Source organism: Polaribacter sp. ALD11 (genome assembly GCF_002831685.1).
Classification (GTDB): domain Bacteria; phylum Bacteroidota; class Bacteroidia; order Flavobacteriales; family Flavobacteriaceae; genus Polaribacter.
This window is the reverse complement of record NZ_CP025119.1, coordinates 2471852-2496059: the sequence shown is the minus strand read 5'-3', so window position 1 is coordinate 2496059 and position 24208 is coordinate 2471852. Positions and strand designations below refer to the sequence as shown.

Sequence of the window (24208 nt, the reverse complement as noted above, 5' to 3'; positions counted from 1 at the left end):
TTCATTTAACAATAATTTAACTTCGATTAGTTCTGTTTGTTCAGAACCAATAATATATCTTTGCAAATAATTTTATTGTAAATAGACCATTGGTTTTTAAAAACAGTCATAAAATAATTAAAATGAAAGAAGAAATCTGCAAAGAAAAGATGGCTTTAGTTGAAAAACTAGGGGTCCATTTAGAGAACAGAGAACACTTAGCCCCTGTTGCTGCAAGAATTTTATCTTATATAATTCTTACAGGTAAAAAAGGAACTACGTTTGAAGACATGGTAACAATTCTTTGCGCTAGTAAAAGTACCATCTCTACACACTTAAATCATTTGCAAGATTTAAATAAAATTGTGTACTTCACAAAAACCGGAGATCGGAAAAAGTATTTTATTATTAATCAAGGTATGGTAGTTCAACACATAAATACCATGGTGAATAAATGGGGAGAAGAGCGTGAAATACATTTAGAATTAAAAAAATACAAAGAAACGATAAACAACAACAAAATTGAAAATGAAAATGAAAAATTCGATTTAAGTTTTCATGACGATTATATTAAGTTTATAGATGGCGCAACGGCTTCTGTAGAAGAATTAAGAACAAAACTAACTAACAATACATTTGATATTTAAACTAAAACAAAAAATGAAACATCATAAATTATCAACATTACTAACACTAAGTCTATTTTTAATTATTGCAAGTTGTGCAAAAAGTGAAAAACAAAATACTGCTGCAGTAAAAAGGCCAGCACCTTCCTTTCCGGTAGCTAAAATGCAAACTAAAACGGTAACAGGCTATCAAGAATACCCAACAAGTATAGAAGGAGTGGTAAACAGTGCTGTAAGAGCTAAGGTTTCTGGGTACATTCAAAAAGTAATGGTAGATGAAGGTCAGAAAGTTCGTAAAGGACAAATTTTATTCAAATTAGAAACACAGTCTTTAAGTCAAGATGCTGGTGCCGCAAAAGCACGTATTAATGTAGCTCAGGTAGAAGTAGATAAGTTAATTCCGCTTGTAGAAAAAAATATAATAAGTGCTGTACAATTAGAAACTGCCAAAGCAAATTTAGCACAAGCAAAAGCAAATTACAGCAGTGTTTCTGCAAATATAGATTATGGAACTATAAGAAGCCAAGTAGATGGTAATGTGGGTGCTATTAATTATAGAGAAGGTGCATTGGTAAGCCCAAGTGACCCTAAAGCATTAACGACTGTTAGTGATATTGGTGAAGTGTATGCCTTTTTTAGTTTAAATGAAACGCAGTATTTAGACTTTTTACAAAATGCTGAAGGTAAAAACCTAGCAGAAAAATTAGCAAATTTCCCTGCTATAAACTTAATCTTAGCAAACGGAAGTATGTATGCCGAAAAAGGAAAAATTGAAACAAGTTCTGGGCAAATCAATGAAAACACCGGAACCGTAAGCTTTAGAGCTATTTTTAAGAACCCAAATCAGCTAGTTACAAATGGTAACAGTGGTAAAATTCAAATTCCTATTGTTCATGAAAATGCAATCGTAATTCCGCAGAAATCTACCTATGAACAACAAGGAAATATCATGGTTTTTAAATTAGATAAAGAGAACAAGGTTGTTACTTCTATTGTAAAAGTAAAGGCAACAGTAGACAACTTATACGTTCTTGAATCTGGCTTAGATTTAGAAGATCAAATTGTGGTATCTGGCGTTGGTAAATTAAGAAACGGAATGGCTATTTCACCACAAGTAACACCTTTTGATAAAGCTATTGAGCCTATCGCAACTTTATTTAAAAACTAGCAAACCATAAACTTATTAAGTTATGTTAAAAACATTTATTGAAAGACCCGTACTTTCAACCGTAATTTCTATTATAATCGTTGTACTTGGTATTATAAGTATCTCAAGTCTACCGATAGAGGAGTATCCAGATATTGCGCCACCAACAATTAAAGTCGTTGCTGCTTACCCTGGTGCCAATGCAGAAACCGTTTTAGAAAGTGTAATTATTCCTATTGAAGAACAAATTAATGGTGTAGAAGGTATGAGTTATATTACTTCTACAGCATCTAACACAGGTACCGCTGAAATTACCGTTTATTTTGACCAAGAAATGGATGCAGATATTGCTGCAGTAAACGTTCAAAATCGTGTTTCTAGAGCAAATTCATTACTACCACAAGAAGTAATTCAAAATGGAGTAACAACTCAAAAGCAAGAAACAAGTGCATTAATGTTTATATCTATGTATTCTGAAAATGAGGAATACGATGCCACATTTATTCAGAATTACTTAAAAATAAACGTTATTCCTGCCGTACAACGTATTAGTGGTGTTGGAGATGTTAGTGTATTCTCACAACAAGATTATGCAATGCGTATTTGGTTAAAACCAGAAAAATTAGCCGCTTATAATTTAATCCCCTCAGATATTACAGCAGCTTTACGAGAACAAAACTTAGAAGCAGCTGCAGGATCTTTGGGTCAGAATAATGGGGAAGCATTTTCTTATACATTAACCTATAGTGGTCGTTTTAAAGACGAAAAGCAATATGGAGATGTTATTATAAAAGCATTAGGAAATGGACAATTTCTTCGTTTAAATGATGTAGCAAAAATTGAATTAGACGCACAATCATATTCTTCTAATGCGATGAGTTTAGGAAATCCCGCAGTATTTATGGGGATTTTTCAAACCAAAGGTTCAAATGCCAGAGAAATTATTGAAAACATTAAAGTAACTTTAGAGTCAGTTAAAAAAGACCTCCCTAAAGGATTAAATATTTTTGTTCCTTATGACACTAGTTTGTTTTTAAATGCATCTATAGATAAAGTAATAACCACTTTATTAGAGGCTTTTGTATTGGTGTTTTTAGTGGTATTTTTATTCTTACAAGATTTTAGATCTACGTTAATTCCTGCAATTGCAGTACCGGTTTCTATTATTGGTACTTTCTTTTTCTTGAATGTTTTTGGATACTCAATTAACTTGTTAACGCTATTTGCACTAGTGCTCGCCATTGGTATTGTCGTCGATGATGCTATTGTGGTTGTAGAAGCCGTTCACGCTAAGTTAGATGAAGGAGAAAAGAATGCTAAAAAAGCTACATTAACGGCCATGAATGAAATTTCTGGAGCCATTATATCTATTACTTTGGTAATGGCAGCTGTATTTATTCCGGTAACTTTTATCTCTGGACCAACAGGAGTTTTTTATGAGCAATTTGGAGTTACTTTAATTATTGCCATTCTAATTTCTGCTGTAAACGCATTAACTTTAAGTCCGGCTTTATGTGCTATCTTATTAAAACCACATAAAGAAGATGAAGAATTAAAAGGTAAAAGCCCTTTAAAACGTTTTTACACACTTTTCAATCGTGGTTTTAGCGCTACAGTAGAAAGATACGGACAGTCACTTCATTTTTTATTTAAAAGGAAATGGATTCCTGCTCTGTTATTAGTTTTAGCTGTTGTTGGAATTTTCTGGACATCTGAAAACACACCAACAGGTTTTGTACCTAATGAAGATAGAGGAATTATTTTTGCAAATATCGAGTTACCAGCAGGTGCTTCTTTAGATAGAACAAATGCTGTTGCAAAAGATTTATATGAAAAAATAAATGGTATTGATGGTATTGTAGGCGTAAATTTTATTAAAGGTAGAAGTTTAATTAGTGGTGCTGGTAGTAATTACGGTTTCGGAATTATAAAATTAGCAGATTGGGGAGATCGTAAAGATCCATCAACATCTGTGCAAGCGATTACAGGGAAATTATTTGGAGTTGTAGCAGGAATGCCAGAAGCAAATATTATTTTCTTTTCACCACCAAGTATTCGTGGTTTTGGAAACTCTGCAGGTTTTGAGGTGAATTTACTAGATAAATTTGGTGGAGAGTTTAAAGAATTAGATAAAGTGAATAAAGAATTTGCAATGGCTATCATGAGTCATCCAGAAATTAAATATGCACAATCGTCTTTCAACACAAATTATCCACAATACGAAATGGATATTAATGTGCCTTTAGCGAAAGAAAAAGGAGTGCCTATTAATAGTATATTTTCAACATTGCAAGGATATATTGGTGGCGTCTATGCTTCTGATTTTTCTAAATTCGGAAAACAATTTAGAGTGTACATTCAAGCTTTACCAGATGATAGAGCAACTGTAGATGATTTAAATAGCATGTACGTAAGAACAAGTTCTGGTGAAATGGCACCAATTACACAGTTTGTAAAATTAGAGCGTGTATATGGTCCACAATCGGTAACACGTTTCAACTTATTTAACTCTACAACCATAACAGGTGCTACAAACGATGGTTTTAGTACGGGTGATGCCATTAGAGTTATTGAAGAAGAAGTGGCAAAATTACCAAGTAATTACACCATTGCGTATTCTGGTTTAACAAGAGAAGAAGTAAGTGCAGGTAACCAAACACTATTCATTTTTGCGTTGAGTATCTTATTTGTGTATTTCTTATTAAGTGCACAATATGAAAGTTATTTACTACCATTTGCCGTAGTATTATCACTTCCTTTTGGTGTATTCGGAGCGTATATTAGTACGTATTTCTTCGGACTTGAAAACAACATTTATTTCCAAATTGCATTAATTATGCTGATTGGTCTACTCGCCAAAAATGCCATATTAATTGTAGAGTTTGCATTGCAGCGACGTAAAAACGGAGAAAGTATTGTAGATGCTGCTATTCACGGAGCAAAATCACGTTTACGCCCTATTTTAATGACCTCATTTGCATTTATTTTAGGATTGATGCCGTTAGTATTGGCAAAAGGTGTAGGTTCTGAAGGAAACAAATCTATTGGTACAGGTGCTGTTGGAGGAATGTTAATAGGAACCATTTTAGGAGTCTTTGTAATTCCGATTCTATTTATATTATTTCAATGGTTGCAAGAAAAAGTTTCTAGTAAACCAGCAGTTATTTCTCAACAAAATGAAGATTAATCATATGATATCAATTATAAAAAATACACCCCTTCAAAAGGGACTCGTTTTAGCTGTAATGGCTTTTACATTACAAAGTTGTTTTGTGGCTAAAGAGTATGCAAGACCAGAAATTACAGAAACAGAAAACTTGTACAGAACAGATAATTTGCCATCAGATAGTATATCTATGGCAGATGTTTCTTGGAAAACGTTGTTTACAGACACCTATTTACAGCAATATATTGATGAAGGATTGCAAAATAATATGGACATTCGAATTGCAATTCAACAAATAGTTGCAGCCGAAGCGTATGCAAAACAAGGAAAAGCGGGGTATTTACCGTCTGTAAATATTGGTGCGAATGTTACACACCAAGAACTTTCTAAAAATAGTCAGTTTGGTGCGTTTTTAACTAACACTTCTACAGATCAGTTTGATGTTACTGCAAACCTTTCTTGGGAAGCAGATATTTGGGGAAAAATACGTAGCAATAAACGTGCAACACAAGCGGCTTTTTTACAAAGTGTTGCTGGTCATCAAGCGGTAAAAACACAATTAATTTCTAGCATTGCCGCTACTTATTATAGTATTTTAGCCTTAGATGCACAATTAGAAGTTACCAAAAAATCGATTGAAACAAGAAAAACCGGTGTAGAAACTATTAAAGCTTTAAAAGAGGCAGGTTTAACAAACCAGGTTGCAGTAGATCAAAATATTGCACAATACAACAATGCAAAATCTTTAGAAGTAGATTTAGAAGTTGCCCTTTTTAAAGCAGAAAATACATTAAGTATTTTATTGGGTAAAACGCCGCAGCAGATTAACAGAAGTAGTTTAGATACTCAAAGTATAAATTCTGACATGAAACTAGGTGTTTCTTCCCAGTTATTAAGAAATCGACCAGATGTTATGGCTGCTGAATACGGTTTAATTAGTGCTTTTGAATTGACAAATGTTGCTAAAAGTAACTTATACCCATCTTTTAAATTAACAGCTTCTGGCGGATTACAAAGTTTAGAATTAGATCAATTATTTAACGCAAATTCATTATTTGCGAATATTGTTGGTGGCTTAACACAACCTCTTTTTAATCAGCGAAAGCTAAAAACACAAAAAGAAGTTGCCATTGCACAACAAGAGCAAGCGCTGTTAAGATTTAAAAAAACATTGTTAGTTGCTGGTAATGAAGTTTCTAATGCACTATATGCTTACAGTTCTGAAAATAGAAAATTTCAATTCTTAAAAAATGAAGTAGAAGCTTTACGTAAAGCAGAAAAAAATTCTGAAGAATTATTAAAAAACGGATATGCAACTTATTTAGACCTATTAACTGCTAGACAAAGTGCTTTAGGTGTAGAGATTAAGGTTATTGGTAGCAAATTACAACAGTTACAATCTGTTGTAAATTTATATGAAGCTTTGGGTGGTGGTTTAAAATAAATAATTAAGAATGGTTAGTAAACAAGAACTTTTAGAATGTTCTATTACAAACTTTATCAAGTTTGGAAGCAAGCGTTTTTCTATGAACGAACTTGCTTCTGAACTTGGTATTTCTAAAAAAACCATCTACAAACACTTTAAAACAAAAGATGAACTTATTTCTAAAGGTATTCGTTTTATTATTGATAAATACCTGCATGAAGTAAATCAAATTTTAAAAAACACAAAAGATCCCATAGAGAGAATCGTCTTAATTCAGAAAAACAGTTTTCAATATTTAAATTATTTTAAACCTTCTTTCTTATACGGAATTAAGAAATATTACCACAATGCAGATGTTGTTTTCGAAAATTTTAAAAGTAATTTTATAAAAACCACATTAAAACCTTTGCTTGAAGAGGCTATAGAAAAAGAGTATCTTCGCAAAAATTTAAATTTAGATTTGTTTTGCGATTTGTATTTTACAAAACTCCAAAATATAGTTTTTGAACCGAAAAATATTTTTGACACTTATAGTGTAGATGCTGTTTTTGAACATCTAATTATAAATAGCTTAAGAGGTTTTATTACAACAAATTACAAAGACACAAAAAAAATATTTTCTTAATTATTATTTATGAAAAAAGACATTGAAATACCAGAAGTTACAGACGTAGAAATGGCAATGGTTTATGAATACAATGATATTTATAAAACAGATGATTGGAATGTTTATGTTATTAATAACAAAAAGGTCGATTTAGAAATGATGGTGATTGTTTCTCAAGGTTTTTCAGAAACAAAAACAACTTCTTTGTTGCGTAAAAAATTAGACAAACTTCCTGCCAATTCTTTTGCTAAGATTGAATTTATTCAACCAGAACTATTCGTCTTAAATAATCGTTTTCAAGTTTCTTTTTTTGAAGGAAACACATTACACGAAAAAACATTTTTCTTTAAAGAAAACACCGTTAAAGAAGGTGCTTTACGTATGATTGATGAGATTAAAAAACGTGGTATTTTAGCTAGTTAGTTATTGTGAAGTTTACTTTTTTGTAAACTGTGGCAATCTTTTGATTGAACAAACAGATTACTTCGTCCTAACATACTCGTAAAGACAATGTTATTTCTTACCTAGTGTAAAGAAGAACTACATCACTCTATTACAAGAGATTTCTCTACCGCTTAAAAAAGCTCATTTTGAAATAACAAACTATACGTATTTACAATCTGTTTATAAATACGCCCGCGTTAGCGATTGAAACGGCATCCTTTTTGTTTTTCACAAAAAGATATAGAGGAAAGCGCGACCCTTGTGGTAACGCCCAAATTCTACAAATTGCTTCGTGATTCTTCTTCGCAATGACATTATCCTAAAAACCCAATAATTAAATACATAATTACGGTAATTACACCACCAACTAATGCGTACGGTAATTGTGTTTTTACATGATCTATATGGTCACTTGCAGACGCCATAGAAGAAATAATAGAAGTGTCTGAAATTGGCGAACAATGGTCTCCAAAAATTCCTCCTCCTAAAGTTGCAGCAACTATTATAGTTACATCAGAACCATGAATATTTGCCATTGGTATTGAAATTGCCAACATAATTGCAAACGTTCCCCAAGAAGTTCCGGTAGAAAAAGCAATAAAGGAACTAATAATAAAAACCACTGCTGGCAACAATTCTGGCGACAACCAATCTTTAGTAACATTTGCAACGTAAATTCCGGTTTCTAACTCTTTACAAGCGTCTCCAATAGCAAATGCTAACAACATTAATAACGCCAATGGCATTAGCTCACTAATTCCTTTTAAAGTTAAATTAACAGCTTCTTTTGGCTTCATAATTCCTTGTATAAAATACATTGCCATGGCAACCAATAAAGCCGTAATTACTGCATATAAAACAGAGGATGACCCAGAACCTTTTCCGATGGCTTCTGTAGCATGGTTAAAAAATGAGGTTGCATTTTCAACAGAACTCCAACCGGTATAGATTAAATTTATTGGCATCATAAAAACCATTACCAAAAGCGGCACAATCATATTATACGCTTTCGCTTCAATTCCTTCTTTTGGCGGAAAAGAGGTAATCTCATCTGAAACCATAGGTTTAGAGCCTTTATTCATCAATTCACCCGTTTCTCTGGTTCTTTTTTCGGCATTTTTCATTGGGCCAAAATCTTTCTTTGTAAAAATAATAATGAAGAGAATTGTAATTGCCAATAGCGGATAAAAATTATATTTAATAGACGCAATCATTACAGAAAATGGCTTGTCAATTCCTTGTGTTAACAACAGCCCCATGATGAAAGCTCCCCAAGCATTAAAGGGAATTAAAATGGATGAAGGTGCAGAACTAGAATCTGCTATATAAGCTAATTTCTCTCTCGGAATTCCTAATTTATCGAATATTGGTCTGTACAAAGTTCCTACAGTTAAAGAACTAATACTTGTTTCAACAAATAAAAGCAACCCTGTTACCGTTGCTAAAACCTGAACCATCACTCTACTATAACCCGTTTTTTTACCTTCGAGTTTTACTAATTTTCGGTTGATAATATTGATAAAACCTTCTACTCCTCTCGAATATTGAATAAAAATTAACAATGCGCCTACCAACGCACTAAACATAATGGTTCTTGTGTTTCCTTTCGATTGAAAAACATTTACCATTCCTTCAATCATTGCTAAAGTTCCGGCTAACGGATTCCATCCTTCTATGATCAACCAAGAAAACCAAATTCCAAATAACAAAGCAATATATACTTGCTTGGTTTTTAAGGCTAAAATAATGGCAACAATTGGTGGTATTACTGAAAGAAATCCATATTCCATACAAAAAATATTTTTTTGTCTAAAATAAACAATTAAAACGATATTTAGTAAATTTGCAATCTTATACCAATTTTAACATGTCTAAATTTTACACAAAAATTACCTCAAGACTTCAAAAATTTATGGAGGCTCAAAAAATATTCTTTGTTGCTACTGCTCCTAATTCTGGTAGAATTAATTTATCGCCAAAAGGAATGGATTCTTTTAGAGTTGTTTCTGAAAACCGTGTTTTATGGTTAAATGTTACCGGAAGCGGCAATGAAACGGCGGCGCATTTATTAGAAAACGACAGAATTACCATTATGTTTTGTGCCTTTGATGGTGCACCAAACATTCTGAGATTATACGGTAAGGGGAAAGAAATTAAAGAAGGAAATACATCTTGGAATGAATTAATTGCATTGTTTCCAGAAACTCCAGGCACACGTCAAATATTTGATATTCACGTAGAATCTGCACAGACTTCTTGCGGAATGTCAATTCCTTTTTTCGAATTTAAAAGTGAACGAAATCAATTAAATGATTGGGCCGAAGATCAAGGGAAAAAAGGAATTGAACAATATTGGAAAGACAAAAACCAAACAAGTATCGATGGTTTGCCTACACATATTTTAAAATAAAAAGAAGAACAATTAAGCGCGATCTAATTTTCTAATTGCTGCAGTAAAATCTGCCAAATCGTTATTATTTTTAACTAAATAAATTGCTTCATCACACACTTTTTCTGCATTGTCAACAGAGAAATGTAAACCAACTGCAATTTTTTGCATCATTTTAACTTCTACCAACTTAGCTTCTCCATCTGCCATAATCATTCTTGTTAAACGGTATAAACGCTCTATCCTATCGTCATAACTTGCTGGCGGATTTGTTGGATATTTTTCTGGACTTGTTAAAATAAGAATAGATTCTTCTAAAGTGATATTTAAGTTTTTTCCTGCTCTAATTAACAGTTCTTTTTCGATTTCTGAAATTTCTCCGTCTGCTTTTGCAATTTTTACAATATTGGCAAAATGACCAATTTCTTGTTTGTGTTGTCCGCTTGTATATAAATCTGATATTGCCATTTTAGTTTTTTTTATAAATGTAAATAAAATGTAGTAAAAATAGTATTAAAAAAACAACAATTTTACACAAAAAATTTCTAAAAATACAAATCGAATGTTTTGCTTTTTTGTACTTTGCTAAAAGATATTATTTATAACAGGTATCTATTTATAAATTCAACTTTTTATATGAGCAACTTTTCTTACTTCAACAGAGAAAATATTACCAAAGAACTGCAAGCATCAGAATTTGATCTGCTAATTATTGGTGGCGGAATTACAGGCGCAGGAATTGCTTTAGACGCAGCTTCTCGCGGAATGAAAGTAGCCTTAATTGAAAAAAATGATTTTGCTTCTGGTACTTCTAGTAAATCTACAAAACTAATTCATGGTGGTTTGCGTTACTTAAAACAATTCGATTTTTGGTTGGTAAAAGAAGTTGGTACAGAACGTGCAATTGTACACAAATTAGCACCACATTTAGTAATACCAGAAAAGATGATTTTACCTTTAATAGATGGCGGAACGTATGGTTCTTGGCTAACCTCCATTGGCTTAAAAATCTATGATATTTTAGCTTCTGTAGAAGGTGAAGATAAAAGAAGAATGCTAGATAAAGAAGAGGCATTAGAAAAAGAACCGTTGTTGCCAGAAAGTATTTTAAACGGCGCTGGTTATTATGCAGAATACAGAACAGATGATGCGCGTTTAACACTAGAAGTTTTAAAAACAGCTTTAAATTACGATGCGAAAATTATAAATTATACAGAAGCAACCGAATTTATTTATGAAGAAAATAACGTGGTTGGTGCAACTGTAAAAGACACTTTTACCAACGAATCTTTTAACATAAAAGCAAAGTATGTTGTAAACGCAACTGGCCCTTGGGTAGATAATTTACGTCAAACGAATCACTCTAAAACTGGTAAAAGATTACACTTAACTAAAGGAGTTCACTTAGTTGTGCCACATGAAAAATTACCGATAAAACAATCTGTGTATTTTGATGTACCAGACGGACGAATGATGTTTGCAATTCCGCGTGGAAAGGTTACATATTTTGGAACTACAGACACCAATTATCAAGAAAACAAAGACAATGTAGATACGAGCTTGGTAGATGCTATGTATTTAATTTCTGCTGTGAATAACATGTTTCCTGATATTCATATTTCTTTGGAAGACGTGCAATCTTCTTGGGCAGGTTTGCGTCCGTTAATTCATGAAGAAGGTAAATCTGCTTCAGAATTGTCTAGAAAAGATGAGATTTTTGTTTCTGATACAGAATTAATATCTATTGCTGGCGGAAAATTAACGGGTTATCGCAAAATGGCAGAACGAATTGTAGATTTAGTTGCCAAAAAGTACAAGCGTAGATTCGATAAAGAATTCGAAGAAATTAAAACCAAAGAAATTATACTTTCTGGTGGTGATTTTGCAGATTCTAGTGAAGTAAATAGTTATGTTGATGCCATTCATAATAGAATAAACGAAGTAGATTTTGACAGAAAATATGCCGAATATTTAATTTATAACTACGGGAAACAAACCGATATTATTTTGCAAAAATTTGATGATTTAATGGATGAGAATCAAGCTGAAAAAATGATAAAAGCAGAAGTTTGGTTTTGTATACAAAATGAAATGACTTGTACGCCAACAGATTTTTTTATGCGCAGAACAGGTCGTTTGTTTTTTGATACGCAAAGCGTACATTTATATAAAGAATTTGTTATGAATGAATTTAAACACTATTTCTCTTGGGATGAAAAAACGACAAAAAAGCACCAAAAAGAATTAGAAGAAAAATTAACAGCTGTTATAACATTCAATTAAAAAATAGCTTATATTTGATATACGGATTTTTAATATTAAGGCTTATGAGAATATAGTTCGTTTTACTTCAACAAAAAGCAGGTTCTTTTAGGGAAAAAGAATAGCTACTATAACTAATAAAATAAACCTTAAAATTAAAAATTATGAAAACATTATACCGTGTAGCATTATTGCTATTTATTTCTGCATCTCTTTCTTTTACATCTAAAACAATATTAAAAGAAAACACTTTAACAGCAACCTTTATAGAAGTTACAGAAGATGATTTCTTCAAGTTTATAGATGCCGATAAAAAAGAAATTTTATTCTATGACGTTCACGAAGACATCGAAATTAGCCTATATGACGACGATAATCTTAATAAAAAATTTATGATTACTTGGGTTGAAAAAGAAATTGAATTAACCGATGAAGAGGGTGATTTAACTGGAGAAAAAAAGAAGGTAAAATCTATAACTGTTCTTAAATTAGTAAAATAAATTTTTATCTAAATTAAATATTCAACCGTTTTTTGAGTTTCAAAAAACGGTTTTTTTATGCACTTTCTCACAACAAATTTTTATATGTTTTACGAAGCTTTGCTGGAGAAACACATAGTTTGTATTTTAAAAACACATAGCCGTTAATTAAGTTTACTTTTAACCAAGAGTTACACGTATGTTTTCTAGCACTTACAGTTGCTTTAGGTTGAATAATTGCAAACGGAATTTGCTGTTTTCTAACTCTGTTTATTATTTCAAAATCTTCTATGATACAGAAGTTTTCATTAAACCCTTTTAACATTTTAAAAGGTTCTTTAGTAAAAAATTGACATTGGTCTCCACCACCAGCAAACAAGCCATCTTTAGTTGTAAACTTACTATTGAAATTTAAAAAAACAGAAGCCTTATCAAATTTATATGCAAAGAAACCTGCTTTATTACCTAAAGTAATTAAGCTCTTAGTTTATAAATAAAAGAACTATTTTTTTAATCTTCCTTTTCGTTTTCCTCAATTTCTTTTGTTAAATCTAAATCGCGTAAAGTTGGGTTTACAACTCCCATTGTTACTGTAGTTATTATGGTCATGGTTCCGCCAAAAACTACGGCGGCAACAGGCCCAATTATTTTGGCTGCTAAACCACTTTCAAAAGCACCCAATTCATTAGAAGAGCCTACAAACATCGAGTTTACAGAAGAAACTCTACCTCTCATATCATCTGGTGTTTTTAATTGTAGAATAGTTTGTCTAATAACCATCGAAATTCCGTCTGCTGCGCCACTAATAAACAAAGCCAAAATACTTACCCAAAAAATAGATGAAAGTCCGAATGCGATAATACTTAATCCGAAGATAAAAACAGAAATAAGCATTTTCTTACCTGTATTTTTATTGATAGGAATATAGGTTGTTATAAACATAGTAACAATACTTCCCATAGAAATAGAAGCATTTAAGATACCAAAACCTTCTGGCCCAACTTTTAAAACATCTTGCGCAAAAATAGACAAAATGGCAACGGTTCCTCCAAATAAAACAGCAATCATATCTAACGTTAAAACACCTAAGATTGCTTTATTCTGAAAAACAAAACGGATACCTGCTTTTAAACTTTCTTTCATAGGTTCTCCAATTTTTGTGTTTAAAATTGGTTTCTTTTTAATTAAGAAAGTAAATATTAAAGACAGTATCACTAGAACAAAAACGAGACATAAAGTTTTGTCTACACCAATCCAACTTATTAAAAAACCTGCTGCTAATGCTCCAGAAACAGAAGCTGTTTTCCAGGTACTTGTACTCCAAGTTGCAGCGTTATGATATATTTTTTTAGGAACTAATAAAGCCACTAAAGAAAAAATTGTTGGTCCGAAAAAAGAACGTAAAAATCCGCCAAAAAAGACCAAACCATAAATTGAATACAAAACAGTGTTTGTAGACCAACTTGCAATTATACTTTCTGTAGTTAATAAAAATAAACCTAAACTAATCAACGAAAAAGCAGCAGTACATAAGGCTAATAAGTTTCTTTTTTCTCTTTGATCTACAATATGACCTGCAAATAATGCCATTGAAAATGCTGGTATAATTTCCATTAAACCTATAATTCCTAAAGAAAGAGGATCTTTTGTAATTGAATATACTTGCCATTCGATGACAATAAATTGCATAGACCAACCAAAAACTAATAAAAATCTTACGAATAAAAAAATATTGAATTCTTTAATTCTTAATGCTGCATAGGGGTCTTGTTTTGCCATCTATTTTTAAATAAAAAATTAACTCAATTTCATATCCATTAAAATAGCAAAAGTTTGATTGATATCGTGCTCTTTTACAACAATTGTCATTTCATTAGTTGTAGAAATAATTTCTTGTAAAGGAATGTCTGCCCAAGCCAACTGCTTTAAAATAAAGTAGTAAATACCAGATTGTTCTGTATTTTCTTTTGGAAGTTTTATAGTAATAGAAGCTAATTCTATCACGTTAGAAATTAAGGTTTCTTTTTCGAAAATTTCATTTACAAAAGGTTGTAAATTTTTACTTGTAACAATGTTTGTTTCAAAAATACCTTGAGAAACGGTTAAGAAGTAATCAGAATCTTCAGATGACTTTGTTAGAATCTTCGCAATCTCCTTTAAAAGAGAAGGTGTGTTTTTAAATGTAAAATCACATAGATCTGAACGAACAATTACATCTCCTAAATCTAAAGCTAACTTTTTAATATTTTTTCTAATACGCAGCTCACTTGCAGGAGACAATCTGTTAATTGCCATCATTATTGCACCAACCTTTACATCCTTTTTTAAAGCTAACGAAACCTCGGGTAAAATAATTCTTGCTAAAGAAGAAACATTTATTAATTTTTCATTTAAGGCTTCTTCTATAAATGGTGTTTTTCTAATCGTACTTTCTACAACTTCTTGTATTGTTTTCATTCTGTTTGTTTAATAAAACGTAATAATGTTCAAAATTAAACAATTAATCTAATTTATTCGTTAACTTTTTAAATTCTTTTTTGGCATCTTTATTGGCATATAATACATTAAAAACAGCATCTATAATTGGTGTTCTTGCGCCATTTTCTTCTTTCATTTTAAATGCACTCTTTGTAGCATAATACCCTTCTGCAACCATACTCATTTCCATCTGAGCAGATTTTACAGTATATCCTTTACCAACCATATTACCAAACTGTCTGTTTCTGCTAAAAACGGAATAACCTGTTACTAATAAATCTCCCAAATAAGCAGAATCATTAATGTTCCTTTTCATTTTATGAACCTTTTTAATAAAGCGTTTCATTTCTCTAATAGCATTACTCATTAAAACAGATTGAAAATTGTCTCCATATCCCAAACCATGGGCAATACCGGCTGCAACTGCGTAAATATTTTTTAACATTGCTGCATACTCCGTACCAATAATATCATCAGAAATTTTAGTTTTTATATACCAACTTTTTAAAGATTTGCTCATTAATTTAGCATGATCTTGGTTCTGACACGCAATTGTTAAGTACGATAAACGTTCCATTGCAACTTCTTCTGCATGACAAGGCCCTGTTATTACACCAATATCTTTAAGAGGAATATTATATGTCTTATGAAAATGTTCACCGACAATTAAACCCGTTTCTGGTACAATTCCTTTAATTGCAGAAAAGATAATTTTACCATCTAATGATTTTTTTAACTTTTCTAGTTCGCCCATTAAAAAAGCAGAAGGAATCGCAAAAATTAGTACATCATAATTTGCAACAATTTTATTAATGTCACTAGATAACTCTAATTGAGCTGCATAAACATCTGCAGCTCTAAGATATGTAGGGTTATGGTTATTTTTCTTTATATGTTCTATGGCAGATTTACTTCTCATATACCAACCAACAGTCTCTAAGTTTTCTGTAAGCATTTTTACAATGGCGGTTGCCCAACTTCCACCACCTAAAACTGCTACTTTTTTCTGATCATTCATCGTTCATTCATTTTAAACCTCAAAAGTAAGAAAATTAGTATCTAATGATGAATGCTAGTATGAATTATTATCTTTGTAATAAATCTTTTTAATAAATCATGAACGTACAAATAATTAACAATTCTAAACACGCAACACCCAATTATGAAACTGAAGGTGCTGCGGGAATGGATTTAAGAGCTAATATTGAAGAATCGATTACTCTTAAGCCTTTAGAAAGGGCTATTGTAAAAACAGGTCTATTTATAGCTTTACCAGTTGGTTTTGAAGCACAAGTAAGACCAAGAAGTGGTTTAGCTGCTAAAAAAGGAGTTACTGTTTTAAATGCTCCTGGAACTGTAGATGCAGATTATAGAGGTGAAATTGGTGTAATTTTAGTAAACCTTTCTAATGAAGTTTTTATTGTAAACGATGGCGAAAGAATTGCGCAATTAATAATTGCAAAACATGAACGTGTAAATTGGCAAGAAGTTACCGTTTTAAGTGAAACTAAACGTGGTTCTGGCGGTTTTGGGAGTACTGGTGTTTAAATAGTAAAAACGTTTCTAAAAACAATTGTTTTTAGATTTATTTATAACTATTTTTTCTATGAAATAGGAATTTAAAAAATAAAAATTATGATTTTAGGTGTATGCGAGTGGTTGAGTACAAAAACAAAATTTACAGCAAAAAATATTCGAATATTGTTTGTGCTATTAGTTTTATTAGCTGGTTTTGGTATTGGAGCGTATCTAATTCTTTGGTTAGTAAAAATATTATCTAAAGAGTAATTGAAAGCTTTTTATAGAGCTGACTCATTTTTCGAACCTCTTCATGTAATAATTTAAAAGGTAGAGAAGTATGAGAATGATAATAATAACCCCTCTTTTTATAAAACTGAAAAGCTTGGGGTTGTTCATTCATTGCGTCTAACCAAATAATTTTATAGTTCTTTTTAACTGCTTTTTCTTCTAACCAAGAAAGTAGTTTTTTTCCTATTCCATTTCCTTGTGTTTTTGGGTGCAGATAAATTCTATGTAGTTTTAATTGCTTTTCTTCGGATACACCTGCTAATTTTTCATCCCAAATAATTCTAAAATTACCTACAACTTCATCATTATATAAAACAAAATAATATGCTGCTTTTTCTTCGGATAATTCTCTTAAAATATTTTCTTTAGAATATTGAGAATTCACATACCAATCTCCATTATCAGTCCAAAAATGACTGTAAGCCGAAGGGTAGACTTCTTTCATCAACTTAAAAAGAGCTGTGCAGTCTGAACTTAAAATGGTTCTTAATTGTATGTTTTGTGATATAGTAATCATAATAAAAAAATCGTCACAGATTGATTATTTCTATGACGATTTTATAAAATAATAGTTAGAACTTTTAAATAAACTTATTCTTGATTTTCAATAGCATCTTTTATTTTTCCTTCAAGTTCTTCTGCTAATTCAGGATTGTCTTTAATTAAACCTTTTACAGCATCTCTACCTTGCCCTAGTTTTGTTTCACCATAACTAAACCAAGAACCGCTTTTCTTAACAATACCTAATTCTACACCAATATCTAAAATCTCACCAACTTTAGAAATTCCTTGTCCGTACATAATATCAAATTCTGCAATTTGAAACGGTGGTGCTACTTTATTTTTAACAACTTTAACTTTAGTACTGTTTCCAATAACTTTGTCTCCGTCTTTAATTTGTGTTCTTCTTCTAATATCTAATCTTACAGAAGCATAAAATTTTAATGCGTTACCACCCGTTGTAGTTTCTGGGTTACCGAACATTACTCCAATCTTCTCACGTAATTGGTTAATAAAAATAACGGTACATTTTGTTTTAGAAATAGTACCCGTTAATTTACGCAATGCTTGAGACATTAAACGAGCATGTAAACCCATTTTAGAATCTCCCATTTCTCCTTCAATCTCTGCTTTTGGCGTTAATGCCGCAACAGAATCAATAACAACAATATCTATTGCACCAGAACGAATTAAGTTTTCGGCAATTTCTAATGCTTGTTCACCATGATCTGGTTGAGAAATAATTAAATTATCTATATCTACACCTAGATTTTCTGCGTAAAATTTATCGAATGCATGTTCTGCATCAATAAATGCTGCAATTCCTCCCGCTTTTTGAGCCTCAGCAATTGCATGTAAGGTTAAAGTAGTTTTACCAGAAGATTCTGGTCCGTAGATTTCAATTACTCTTCCTCTTGGATAACCACCAACGCCTAAAGCTAAATCTAAGCCTAAAGAACCCGATGAAATTGCATCTATATCTTCAGTAACTACATCACCTAACTTCATTACAGCACCTTTACCGTATGTTTTATCTAACTTATCTAGTGTAAGTTGAAGCGCTTTTAATTTTGCTGTTTTTTCTTTATCTGTCGCCATTTATCTGTCTTTTTTGTATTTGAATAAGTGCCACAAGTTACGAAAAGAGTTTGTTTTTTTACACATCTTTTTTTGTATTTTTATAAAAAATTGAAAAAGATGAAAAAAGAAATTGTACAAAGCTTAACTAAAAATTTTGAGGACTATTCTCAAACTACTGAAAGTGGTATAGAGTTTTGGTTTGCTAGGGATTTACAACAATTGTTAGGTTATTCTGAATGGAGAAATTTTCAAAAAGTAATTTTTAAATCTAAAACAGCATGCGAAGTAACTAATAATCTTATCTCAGACCATTTTGTTGGCGTCAACAAAATGGTTTCATTAGGTTCAGGGAGTGAAAGGGAAATAGAAGATATAATGCTAACAAGATATGCTTGTTATTTAATAGCTCAAAATGGAGACCCTAGAAAAGAAAGCATCGCTTTTGCTCAAAATTATTTTGCAATGCAAACAAGAAAATTTGAACTAATTGAACAAAGAATTAAAGATTGGGAACGTTTACAGGCAAGACAAAAGTTAACACTGTCAGAAAAAGATTTATCTGAATTAATCTATGAAAAAACTGGTAATGACAGAAATTTTGGGTTGATAAGAAGTAAAGGTGACCAAGCTTTATTTGGCAAGTCTACAAAACAAATGAAAGCTAAATTAAATATTCCAAATAGTAGGGCTTTAGCAGATTATTTACCAACCATAACAATTAAAGCGAAAGATTTTGCAACAGAAATAACTGTTTTTAATACCAAAGAAAAAGATTTAAGAACAGAAAATAGTATCTCTAACGAGCATGTTACAAATAATAGTTCTGTTAGAAAAATATTACTTGAAAGAGGTATTAAACCTGAAAACTTACCTCCAGAAGAAGATATTAAAAAATTAGAAAGAAGAGTAAATTCTGAATCAAAAAAATTAGGTAAGAACCCTAAAAAATTGAATTAATATGAAAAATATAATATCTTTAATTTCTAAAGGTAAAGACTCTAAAGTTACTATTGGAAAAGGAGAATTACTAAGTTTAAAGAAAGATAATCTAGAATATATTCATCAAAAAGGAAACAAAGGTTGGCGTAATTCTGATGATGAAATGTTTCCTGTAATTGGCCCAACTTCTAAAAATAATTTTAGAGTTCATACTAACAAAGGAGATACTGTTTTAGATCAACATGGTTTGTTAAGAGAATTAGAGTATATTTTAATTTCTTCGGATGAAAACAGCGTAAAATTCATCAAAAAATATAAAAAAAATACGAAAATAAAGAACAGTAAATTTCCAGAAAAATCATCTGAAAAACATTTATTTTGGCCTTTTGATTTTACGTTTGAAAAGAATTTTACTCTAAGTAATGATATTTTAACAATCGATTTTATTATCCATTCAGAAAAAGGAATGCCTTTTATGTTGGGTTATCATCCTGCTTTTTTATTATCTAATACTGGTAAAGAAACTTTTGTTTCTAATGATAAAAGTTTCAATTTAGAGGAGATAAAAAAAGTAGGTTCTAATGCGTTTCCTATTTTAAATTCTGATAAAATCATTCTAAAAAATATTGATAAAAAGGATTTAGAAATTACTACAAAAGGCTTTGATAATTTTATGCTTTGGACAGAAGTTAATAACATGGTTTGCATAGAACCAATTACACAATATACTTCTTATACTGACCAAAAATTCTCTGAAGATAACATGCATTTATCCAAAGGAAAAAATAGTTTTTCTGTAGCAATTAAAATTTTATAGTTTGATAGAAAAACACCGTCACTTTGTTATTCATAAACCTTGGGGAATGATTTCTCAGTTTGTAAATCCCGCAAAGCGGAAGAAAAAACTATTGGGAGAATTACACGATTTTCCTGAAGGAACAATGGCAATTGGTCGTTTAGATGTGCCTTCGGAAGGGTTACTTTTATTAACAACAGACGGCAAAGTTTCCGCAGAAATTAGAAGTAATAAATACGAAAAGGAATATTATGTACAAGTTGATGGAGTAATCACAAAGAAAGAAATTGAACAATTAAAAACGGGTGTAGAAATTGGTTTTAATGGAAAAAAATACATGACCAAACCTGGGGTAGCTTTTATGATTGAGGATCCTAAATTTCCGCTAAGAAGCATGAAAATTAGAGATGAAAGACACGGACCCACAAGTTGGGTTTCGATTATTATAAGAGAAGGAAAATTTAGACAAGTTAGAAAAATGACTGCTGCTGTAGGTTTGCCTACCTTACGTTTAATTCGTGTAAGAATTGGCGAAATAAAATTAGGAGATTTAGAAATTAGTGGCGTAAAAGAAGTAGCTACTTTTATGTGATAAATGTCACACAAAAAGAAGAAATATATTTATAATTTTGTGGTATGAATACTTCTAACACCACCTTATATATAGTAGCTGCCGTAATAATTTTACACTTTGTTGTTGGTTTTGGTTACTTGATATATAAAATAACAAAAAAAGAGAAGTAAAATTACTTCTCTTTTAACTTAGTTCTAACTAAAATTCAAATCCTAAATAGATTTGCCAAACTCTATTTTTGGGTTTGTCTTCATCATAAATATCACTTTGACCAATGTGATATCTTGCGCCTAAACTTACGCCTGCATCACTTTTAAAACCTGCTCCTAAATTTACACCCCAATCAAAATTATTAGGTTCAAATTCTTCAGAGGTATCGTACAAAATAAAACCTGAATCAAAGGTTTCTTTGTGTGAAATAGAAAATCCTATTTGTGGTCCTGCTTCTAAAAAGAAACTTTTTACAGGATACAGTTTCAACATCAATGGAATATTTATATAATCTAATTTTTGTGTGTACGTTCCGCTATCATCTACAATTTTATATCCTTGTTGCGAGTATAAAATTTCTGGTTGAATAGATAGGTATTTTCCAATGTAAGATTCGCCATAAATACCAACATGAAATCCGTGTAATTTTGAGGTTTCTGAAGTTCCATCAAAACTAACAGAAGAAAGGTTATATCCTCCTTTAATACCTGCTGTCGCTTTATTTTTTCTATCTTGTGCGCTTAATGATATTACACTAGTAATCAATAAAGCTATGGTTATATATATTTTTTTCATCTTTTTAATTATTTAAATTATCAAATTATCTTCCGCCATTTGCTTTTAAATCTGCCAAACATTGCGTGTCTAAATTCGGCACATTCCCTCCAGAAATCATACTGCCAATTCCTTGGCTGGTTTCTGCTGCCCAATACATTAAACAGTCTTCTACAATACAATGTTTTGGGTGGTCTGCATCTTCGTGATCGCTTTGTAAATCGCTTCCTAAATTTGTTAAGCCTAAAATATGACCAAATTCATGATTAATTACTGAGCTTTCTAACAAACTTCTTTCTGGTTCGAATGTACCATCACTTAAATTGTGAATTGTTTCTTCGTAAATTACAAAAGAGGTGTTCCAATATGCAGCACCTAAAATGGAACCTTGATTGGTGTCTTTAGAAGATTTTCCATCAATAAATAACACCCAAACTGCAATTGTAGTATTAGCATTGTATTTAGTTCTGTGTTCTTTTTCTAAAGCAACTACTTCTTCTAAATTATACACTGTTTTACCTGTAGCCGGAATTTGTTTTTCAATAAAGACAACTCCTTCTGGTTTAAAAGTACTCTTTTCTATAAATTCTTTAAAGTTGTTTTTTGCTGTTTCTGTTGGTTTAAAACCTTCTATATATGCAATTTCAACAACCAATTTTTTAAAGATATCTGCAGAAAGCAAATCATTTGCAGAAGAACCTGTGGCTTGTCTATTTGCAACAACGTTTGTATTTCCGTTATTTCCTCCATCTAAATTATCTTCTTTTTCTGATGTACAAGAAAAAAGGATACTACCAACTAAAACTACTTTTAATAAATTTATGTTCATTTTATTTTAATTTAAAACTTTACAACTAGTACGTGCTCTTGTAATAGTTGCAAAGTTCTCACTCACTAACTAACTAACTAACTAACTAACTAACTAACTAACTAAATTGTCCCCCGATAATTTATTAGTATTATTTAAATCTTCTTAAAAGTTAAGGTGGTAGAAGCATCTGTTTTACTTTGTAAAGCAACCATTGTGTTACTGTAAGAAGTTACAACCCAATTGTTATTTAAAGCACTTACAGAGTTATTACTACCAAATGCAACATTTAAAAAGACAGCTGTTTCTGAGCTTACAGTATATGTACCTTCGATTTCTGATAATGTTGCGTTTGCATTATTCTTAGCAACTAATTTTAAATCGTTTGTAAATTCTACAGACCAATCTACATAGTCTGTTGCCGTATTTACACCTGCTGTAATAAAACTTTCTACTTTAAATTTTGTGTTTGTTAAAGTTGCTTCTACTTCCGCAGCCATGGTTGCAGCTTCCTCTTTTTCACCTTCAAATTGTACACATTCAGAAATTGCATTTTTAAATTCTGCATCAGAATTAATTTGTACAATTGTTTCGTTACTTAAAGTAGCACTCATTGGGTAATTTACGCTAAATAATTCGTCTGATTGTAAACCTGTCATAAAAGCATATAGTTGTTTTTCAGATTGTATTACAACACTTCCTGTTTGTTCTATACTTACATTGTAAGTTAACATTGTTATCGGAAAATCGATATCTATACAAGAAATTGCATCTTTTTCTTGAGATGCTGCATTATTACATTCTTCATTTAAAGCATCTAGCTCAGATTGATTGTTTACAACTACTTCTGCATAACTACTTGTTTTTACAGTAATAGGAAAGTTAAAAGTTACAGCGTCAGAATCGTCATTTAATTCTCCCATAATATTTAAAACTGCAGAAAAGTCTAATTTACTTATTAAAGTAACTTTTTGTCCGTTTACTGTTGCTGTTAATGGAAACAATAATTCTGTACACGCATTACCGTCTAAAAAATCATCACTAGAACCATCATTCATTGCTGTTCTTTTATAATTAGAAGCTGTTGGAGATGTAGATGAATTTGCGTTTGGGTTTGTTCCTACTTCTGTACTTTCTTCTGATTGACAAGAAGTAAATCCTAAAATTGCTGCGAAAGCAATTACTGTAATTAGTTTTAATTTTTTCATTTTAATACGTTTAGATAATTAATATTTTCTTGTTTCTAATAGTAAAACAACGTTGTTTTATTTTACACTACTTTATATTTTTGAAGGACTAATTATTTGGCCTTCTGTTAGTAAAACAACTAAACATTTATTTACCCTACCTTTGTCATCAGAAAAAATTTACTTTTTTTAAAAACCCTTTTATGGCTGATAAATCTCTTTGCGACGAAATTTATTTTAATGAGTTTTATACTTCTCATATACAGTCTGCTAATAATTTTGCTTACTATAAGTCTGGTGATAAAAATACCTCTTTAGATTTAGCACAAGAAGCATTTATAAAAATCTGGGAGAATTGTGCAAAAATCGATTTTTCGAAAGCGAAGTCTTACTTATTTACAGTTGTTAACAATCTTTTTTTAAATAAAGTGAAGCACCAAAAGGTAGTTTTTGAATATGCAAAAAGTAGTCCTTATTTAGATATAGATAACCAAAGTCCAGATTATTTATTAGAAGAAGAAGAATTTAAAGAAAAGTTACAAAGAGCTATTGCAGATTTAACAGCAGGAGAACGTGAGGTTTTTCTGATGAATAGAATTGATGGAAAAAAATATAGAGAAATTGCAGAAATGTTAGAACTCTCTCAAAAAGCAGTGGAAAAACGAATGTCATCAGCATTAAAAAAATTAAGAACTAAAATTGATGGTATTTAAGGTAGGGTAAACTACTTTTTAAGTGTTTCATAC

The 24208-nt window shown here is 31.0% G+C and carries 26 protein-coding genes; 15 read left to right on the top strand and 11 right to left on the bottom strand.

Going from position 1 to position 24208, the window contains the following annotated elements; genetic code table 11:
* Positions 1–122: 122 nt before the first annotated feature.
* Genes CW731_RS11020 through CW731_RS10995 form a run of 6 tightly spaced genes read left to right on the top strand, consistent with a single transcriptional unit; the run spans position 123 to position 7374 of the window.
* On the top strand, positions 123–626 hold the full coding sequence (locus tag CW731_RS11020) for a GbsR/MarR family transcriptional regulator (protein WP_100947690.1): 504 nt from the start codon (positions 123–125) through the stop codon (positions 624–626).
* A 13-nt stretch (positions 627–639) separates the two neighbouring features.
* On the top strand, positions 640–1773 hold the full coding sequence (locus CW731_RS11015) for an efflux RND transporter periplasmic adaptor subunit (RefSeq protein ID WP_100946775.1): 1134 nt from the start codon (positions 640–642) through the stop codon (positions 1771–1773).
* 22 nt (positions 1774–1795) lie between these two features.
* On the top strand, positions 1796–4939 hold the full coding sequence (locus CW731_RS11010) for an efflux RND transporter permease subunit (protein ID WP_100946774.1): 3144 nt from the start codon (positions 1796–1798) through the stop codon (positions 4937–4939).
* A complete protein-coding gene (locus CW731_RS11005) occupies positions 4929–6362 on the top strand; it encodes an efflux transporter outer membrane subunit (protein WP_100946773.1) in 1434 nt (477 codons plus the stop codon). The genes CW731_RS11010 and CW731_RS11005 overlap by 11 nt, the downstream gene beginning before the upstream one ends.
* A 10-nt stretch (positions 6363–6372) precedes the next feature.
* Positions 6373–6969 (top strand): TetR/AcrR family transcriptional regulator, encoded by a 597-nt coding sequence (locus CW731_RS11000; RefSeq protein WP_100946772.1) that lies wholly within the window; start codon positions 6373–6375, stop codon positions 6967–6969.
* A gap of 9 nt (positions 6970–6978) precedes the next feature.
* Positions 6979–7374: a hypothetical protein gene (locus tag CW731_RS10995; protein ID WP_100946771.1), complete on the top strand. Its 396-nt coding sequence runs from the start codon at positions 6979–6981 to the stop codon at positions 7372–7374.
* 335 nt (positions 7375–7709) lie between these two features.
* Here the strand turns inward: CW731_RS10995 and CW731_RS10990 are convergent, their stop codons facing one another.
* Positions 7710–9185 (bottom strand): Na+/H+ antiporter NhaC family protein, encoded by a 1476-nt coding sequence (locus CW731_RS10990; protein ID WP_100946770.1) that lies wholly within the window; start codon positions 9183–9185, stop codon positions 7710–7712.
* Positions 9186–9262: 77 nt separating this feature from the next.
* Here CW731_RS10990 and CW731_RS10985 point away from each other — a divergent pair, with 77 nt between their 5' ends.
* The gene (locus CW731_RS10985; protein ID WP_100946769.1) at positions 9263–9805 is read left to right on the top strand and encodes a pyridoxamine 5'-phosphate oxidase family protein; all 543 of its coding nucleotides are present in this window, start codon (positions 9263–9265) and stop codon (positions 9803–9805) included.
* Between the two features lie 12 nt (positions 9806–9817).
* Here CW731_RS10985 and CW731_RS10980 read toward each other — a convergent pair whose 3' ends face one another.
* Complete coding sequence (locus CW731_RS10980; protein ID WP_100946768.1) at positions 9818–10252, bottom strand: fructose 1,6-bisphosphatase; 435 nt, start codon at positions 10250–10252, stop codon at positions 9818–9820.
* 168 nt (positions 10253–10420) lie between these two features.
* On the opposite strand from CW731_RS10980, the gene CW731_RS10975 reads away from it, so the two are divergent.
* Positions 10421–12067 carry a glycerol-3-phosphate dehydrogenase/oxidase gene (locus tag CW731_RS10975; protein ID WP_100946767.1) on the top strand — a complete coding sequence of 549 codons (1647 nt, stop codon included), beginning with the start codon at positions 10421–10423 and terminating at the stop codon, positions 12065–12067.
* A 143-nt stretch (positions 12068–12210) separates the two neighbouring features.
* The gene (locus CW731_RS10970; RefSeq protein ID WP_100946766.1) at positions 12211–12546 is read left to right on the top strand and encodes a hypothetical protein; all 336 of its coding nucleotides are present in this window, start codon (positions 12211–12213) and stop codon (positions 12544–12546) included.
* Positions 12547–12613: 67 nt separating this feature from the next.
* Here the strand turns inward: CW731_RS10970 and CW731_RS15835 are convergent, their stop codons facing one another.
* The 4 genes from CW731_RS15835 to CW731_RS10950 all read right to left on the bottom strand — a co-directional run bounded on the left by CW731_RS15835 (position 12614) and on the right by CW731_RS10950 (position 16021).
* On the bottom strand, positions 12614–12850 hold the full coding sequence (locus CW731_RS15835; protein ID WP_232734664.1) for a hypothetical protein: 237 nt from the start codon (positions 12848–12850) through the stop codon (positions 12614–12616).
* 185 nt (positions 12851–13035) lie between these two features.
* Positions 13036–14304 carry an MFS transporter gene (locus tag CW731_RS10960; protein WP_100946765.1) on the bottom strand — a complete coding sequence of 423 codons (1269 nt, stop codon included), beginning with the start codon at positions 14302–14304 and terminating at the stop codon, positions 13036–13038.
* A gap of 18 nt (positions 14305–14322) precedes the next feature.
* A complete protein-coding gene (locus tag CW731_RS10955; protein WP_100946764.1) occupies positions 14323–14982 on the bottom strand; it encodes a hypothetical protein in 660 nt (219 codons plus the stop codon).
* 43 nt (positions 14983–15025) lie between these two features.
* A complete protein-coding gene (locus CW731_RS10950) occupies positions 15026–16021 on the bottom strand; it encodes an NAD(P)H-dependent glycerol-3-phosphate dehydrogenase (protein WP_100946763.1) in 996 nt (331 codons plus the stop codon).
* A gap of 98 nt (positions 16022–16119) precedes the next feature.
* Between CW731_RS10950 and dut the strand changes: the two genes are divergently transcribed.
* Complete coding sequence (gene dut / locus CW731_RS10945; RefSeq protein WP_100946762.1) at positions 16120–16551, top strand: dUTP diphosphatase; 432 nt, start codon at positions 16120–16122, stop codon at positions 16549–16551.
* Between the two features lie 87 nt (positions 16552–16638).
* Positions 16639–16791: a PspC domain-containing protein gene (locus CW731_RS10940; RefSeq protein ID WP_100946761.1), complete on the top strand. Its 153-nt coding sequence runs from the start codon at positions 16639–16641 to the stop codon at positions 16789–16791.
* Here the strand turns inward: CW731_RS10940 and CW731_RS10935 are convergent.
* Together CW731_RS10935 and recA are read right to left on the bottom strand one after the other, a co-directional pair.
* Positions 16781–17329, bottom strand: a complete 549-nt coding sequence (locus CW731_RS10935; protein WP_100946760.1) for a GNAT family N-acetyltransferase — start codon at positions 17327–17329, stop codon at positions 16781–16783. The genes CW731_RS10940 and CW731_RS10935 overlap by 11 nt on opposite strands.
* 74 nt (positions 17330–17403) lie before the next feature.
* On the bottom strand, positions 17404–18411 hold the full coding sequence (gene recA / locus CW731_RS10930; RefSeq protein ID WP_100946759.1) for a recombinase RecA: 1008 nt from the start codon (positions 18409–18411) through the stop codon (positions 17404–17406).
* Between the two features lie 99 nt (positions 18412–18510).
* Here recA and dinD point away from each other — a divergent pair, with 99 nt between their 5' ends.
* Genes dinD through CW731_RS10915 form a run of 3 tightly spaced genes read left to right on the top strand, consistent with a single transcriptional unit; the run spans position 18511 to position 20720 of the window.
* Positions 18511–19350, top strand: a complete 840-nt coding sequence (dinD, locus tag CW731_RS10925; RefSeq protein ID WP_100946758.1) for a DNA damage-inducible protein D — start codon at positions 18511–18513, stop codon at positions 19348–19350.
* A gap of 1 nt (position 19351) precedes the next feature.
* A complete protein-coding gene (locus CW731_RS10920; protein WP_100946757.1) occupies positions 19352–20149 on the top strand; it encodes an aldose 1-epimerase in 798 nt (265 codons plus the stop codon).
* A gap of 4 nt (positions 20150–20153) precedes the next feature.
* The gene (locus CW731_RS10915) at positions 20154–20720 is read left to right on the top strand and encodes a pseudouridine synthase (protein WP_198519886.1); all 567 of its coding nucleotides are present in this window, start codon (positions 20154–20156) and stop codon (positions 20718–20720) included.
* Between the two features lie 180 nt (positions 20721–20900).
* On the opposite strand, the gene CW731_RS10910 is transcribed toward CW731_RS10915, so the two are convergent.
* From CW731_RS10910 to CW731_RS10900, 3 genes are all read right to left on the bottom strand, one after another.
* Complete coding sequence (locus CW731_RS10910; protein ID WP_100946755.1) at positions 20901–21488, bottom strand: porin family protein; 588 nt, start codon at positions 21486–21488, stop codon at positions 20901–20903.
* A gap of 25 nt (positions 21489–21513) precedes the next feature.
* Complete coding sequence (locus CW731_RS10905) at positions 21514–22296, bottom strand: membrane metalloprotease (protein WP_100946754.1); 783 nt, start codon at positions 22294–22296, stop codon at positions 21514–21516.
* Positions 22297–22430: 134 nt separating this feature from the next.
* A complete protein-coding gene (locus tag CW731_RS10900) occupies positions 22431–23483 on the bottom strand; it encodes a hypothetical protein (RefSeq protein ID WP_100946753.1) in 1053 nt (350 codons plus the stop codon).
* A 182-nt stretch (positions 23484–23665) separates the two neighbouring features.
* On the opposite strand from CW731_RS10900, the gene CW731_RS10895 reads away from it, so the two are divergent.
* Complete coding sequence (locus tag CW731_RS10895; RefSeq protein WP_100946752.1) at positions 23666–24175, top strand: RNA polymerase sigma factor; 510 nt, start codon at positions 23666–23668, stop codon at positions 24173–24175.
* Positions 24176–24208: the final 33 nt, after the last annotated feature.

Coding starts and splice junctions, on each gene's coding strand:
- CW731_RS11020 (WP_100947690.1), top strand. CDS start 123: ATGAAAGAAGAAATCTGCAAAGAAAAGATGGCTTTAGTTGAAAAACTA.
- CW731_RS11015 (WP_100946775.1), top strand. CDS start 640: ATGAAACATCATAAATTATCAACATTACTAACACTAAGTCTATTTTTA.
- CW731_RS11010 (WP_100946774.1), top strand. CDS start 1,796: ATGTTAAAAACATTTATTGAAAGACCCGTACTTTCAACCGTAATTTCT.
- CW731_RS11005 (WP_100946773.1), top strand. CDS start 4,929: ATGAAGATTAATCATATGATATCAATTATAAAAAATACACCCCTTCAA.
- CW731_RS11000 (WP_100946772.1), top strand. CDS start 6,373: ATGGTTAGTAAACAAGAACTTTTAGAATGTTCTATTACAAACTTTATC.
- CW731_RS10995 (WP_100946771.1), top strand. CDS start 6,979: ATGAAAAAAGACATTGAAATACCAGAAGTTACAGACGTAGAAATGGCA.
- CW731_RS10990 (WP_100946770.1), bottom strand. CDS start 9,185: ATGGAATATGGATTTCTTTCAGTAATACCACCAATTGTTGCCATTATT.
- CW731_RS10985 (WP_100946769.1), top strand. CDS start 9,263: ATGTCTAAATTTTACACAAAAATTACCTCAAGACTTCAAAAATTTATG.
- CW731_RS10980 (WP_100946768.1), bottom strand. CDS start 10,252: ATGGCAATATCAGATTTATATACAAGCGGACAACACAAACAAGAAATT.
- CW731_RS10975 (WP_100946767.1), top strand. CDS start 10,421: ATGAGCAACTTTTCTTACTTCAACAGAGAAAATATTACCAAAGAACTG.
- CW731_RS10970 (WP_100946766.1), top strand. CDS start 12,211: ATGAAAACATTATACCGTGTAGCATTATTGCTATTTATTTCTGCATCT.
- CW731_RS15835 (WP_232734664.1), bottom strand. CDS start 12,850: ATGTTAAAAGGGTTTAATGAAAACTTCTGTATCATAGAAGATTTTGAA.
- CW731_RS10960 (WP_100946765.1), bottom strand. CDS start 14,304: ATGGCAAAACAAGACCCCTATGCAGCATTAAGAATTAAAGAATTCAAT.
- CW731_RS10955 (WP_100946764.1), bottom strand. CDS start 14,982: ATGAAAACAATACAAGAAGTTGTAGAAAGTACGATTAGAAAAACACCA.
- CW731_RS10950 (WP_100946763.1), bottom strand. CDS start 16,021: ATGAATGATCAGAAAAAAGTAGCAGTTTTAGGTGGTGGAAGTTGGGCA.
- dut (WP_100946762.1), top strand. CDS start 16,120: ATGAACGTACAAATAATTAACAATTCTAAACACGCAACACCCAATTAT.
- CW731_RS10940 (WP_100946761.1), top strand. CDS start 16,639: ATGATTTTAGGTGTATGCGAGTGGTTGAGTACAAAAACAAAATTTACA.
- CW731_RS10935 (WP_100946760.1), bottom strand. CDS start 17,329: ATGATTACTATATCACAAAACATACAATTAAGAACCATTTTAAGTTCA.
- recA (WP_100946759.1), bottom strand. CDS start 18,411: ATGGCGACAGATAAAGAAAAAACAGCAAAATTAAAAGCGCTTCAACTT.
- dinD (WP_100946758.1), top strand. CDS start 18,511: ATGAAAAAAGAAATTGTACAAAGCTTAACTAAAAATTTTGAGGACTAT.
- CW731_RS10920 (WP_100946757.1), top strand. CDS start 19,352: ATGAAAAATATAATATCTTTAATTTCTAAAGGTAAAGACTCTAAAGTT.
- CW731_RS10910 (WP_100946755.1), bottom strand. CDS start 21,488: ATGAAAAAAATATATATAACCATAGCTTTATTGATTACTAGTGTAATA.
- CW731_RS10905 (WP_100946754.1), bottom strand. CDS start 22,296: ATGAACATAAATTTATTAAAAGTAGTTTTAGTTGGTAGTATCCTTTTT.
- CW731_RS10900 (WP_100946753.1), bottom strand. CDS start 23,483: ATGAAAAAATTAAAACTAATTACAGTAATTGCTTTCGCAGCAATTTTA.
- CW731_RS10895 (WP_100946752.1), top strand. CDS start 23,666: ATGGCTGATAAATCTCTTTGCGACGAAATTTATTTTAATGAGTTTTAT.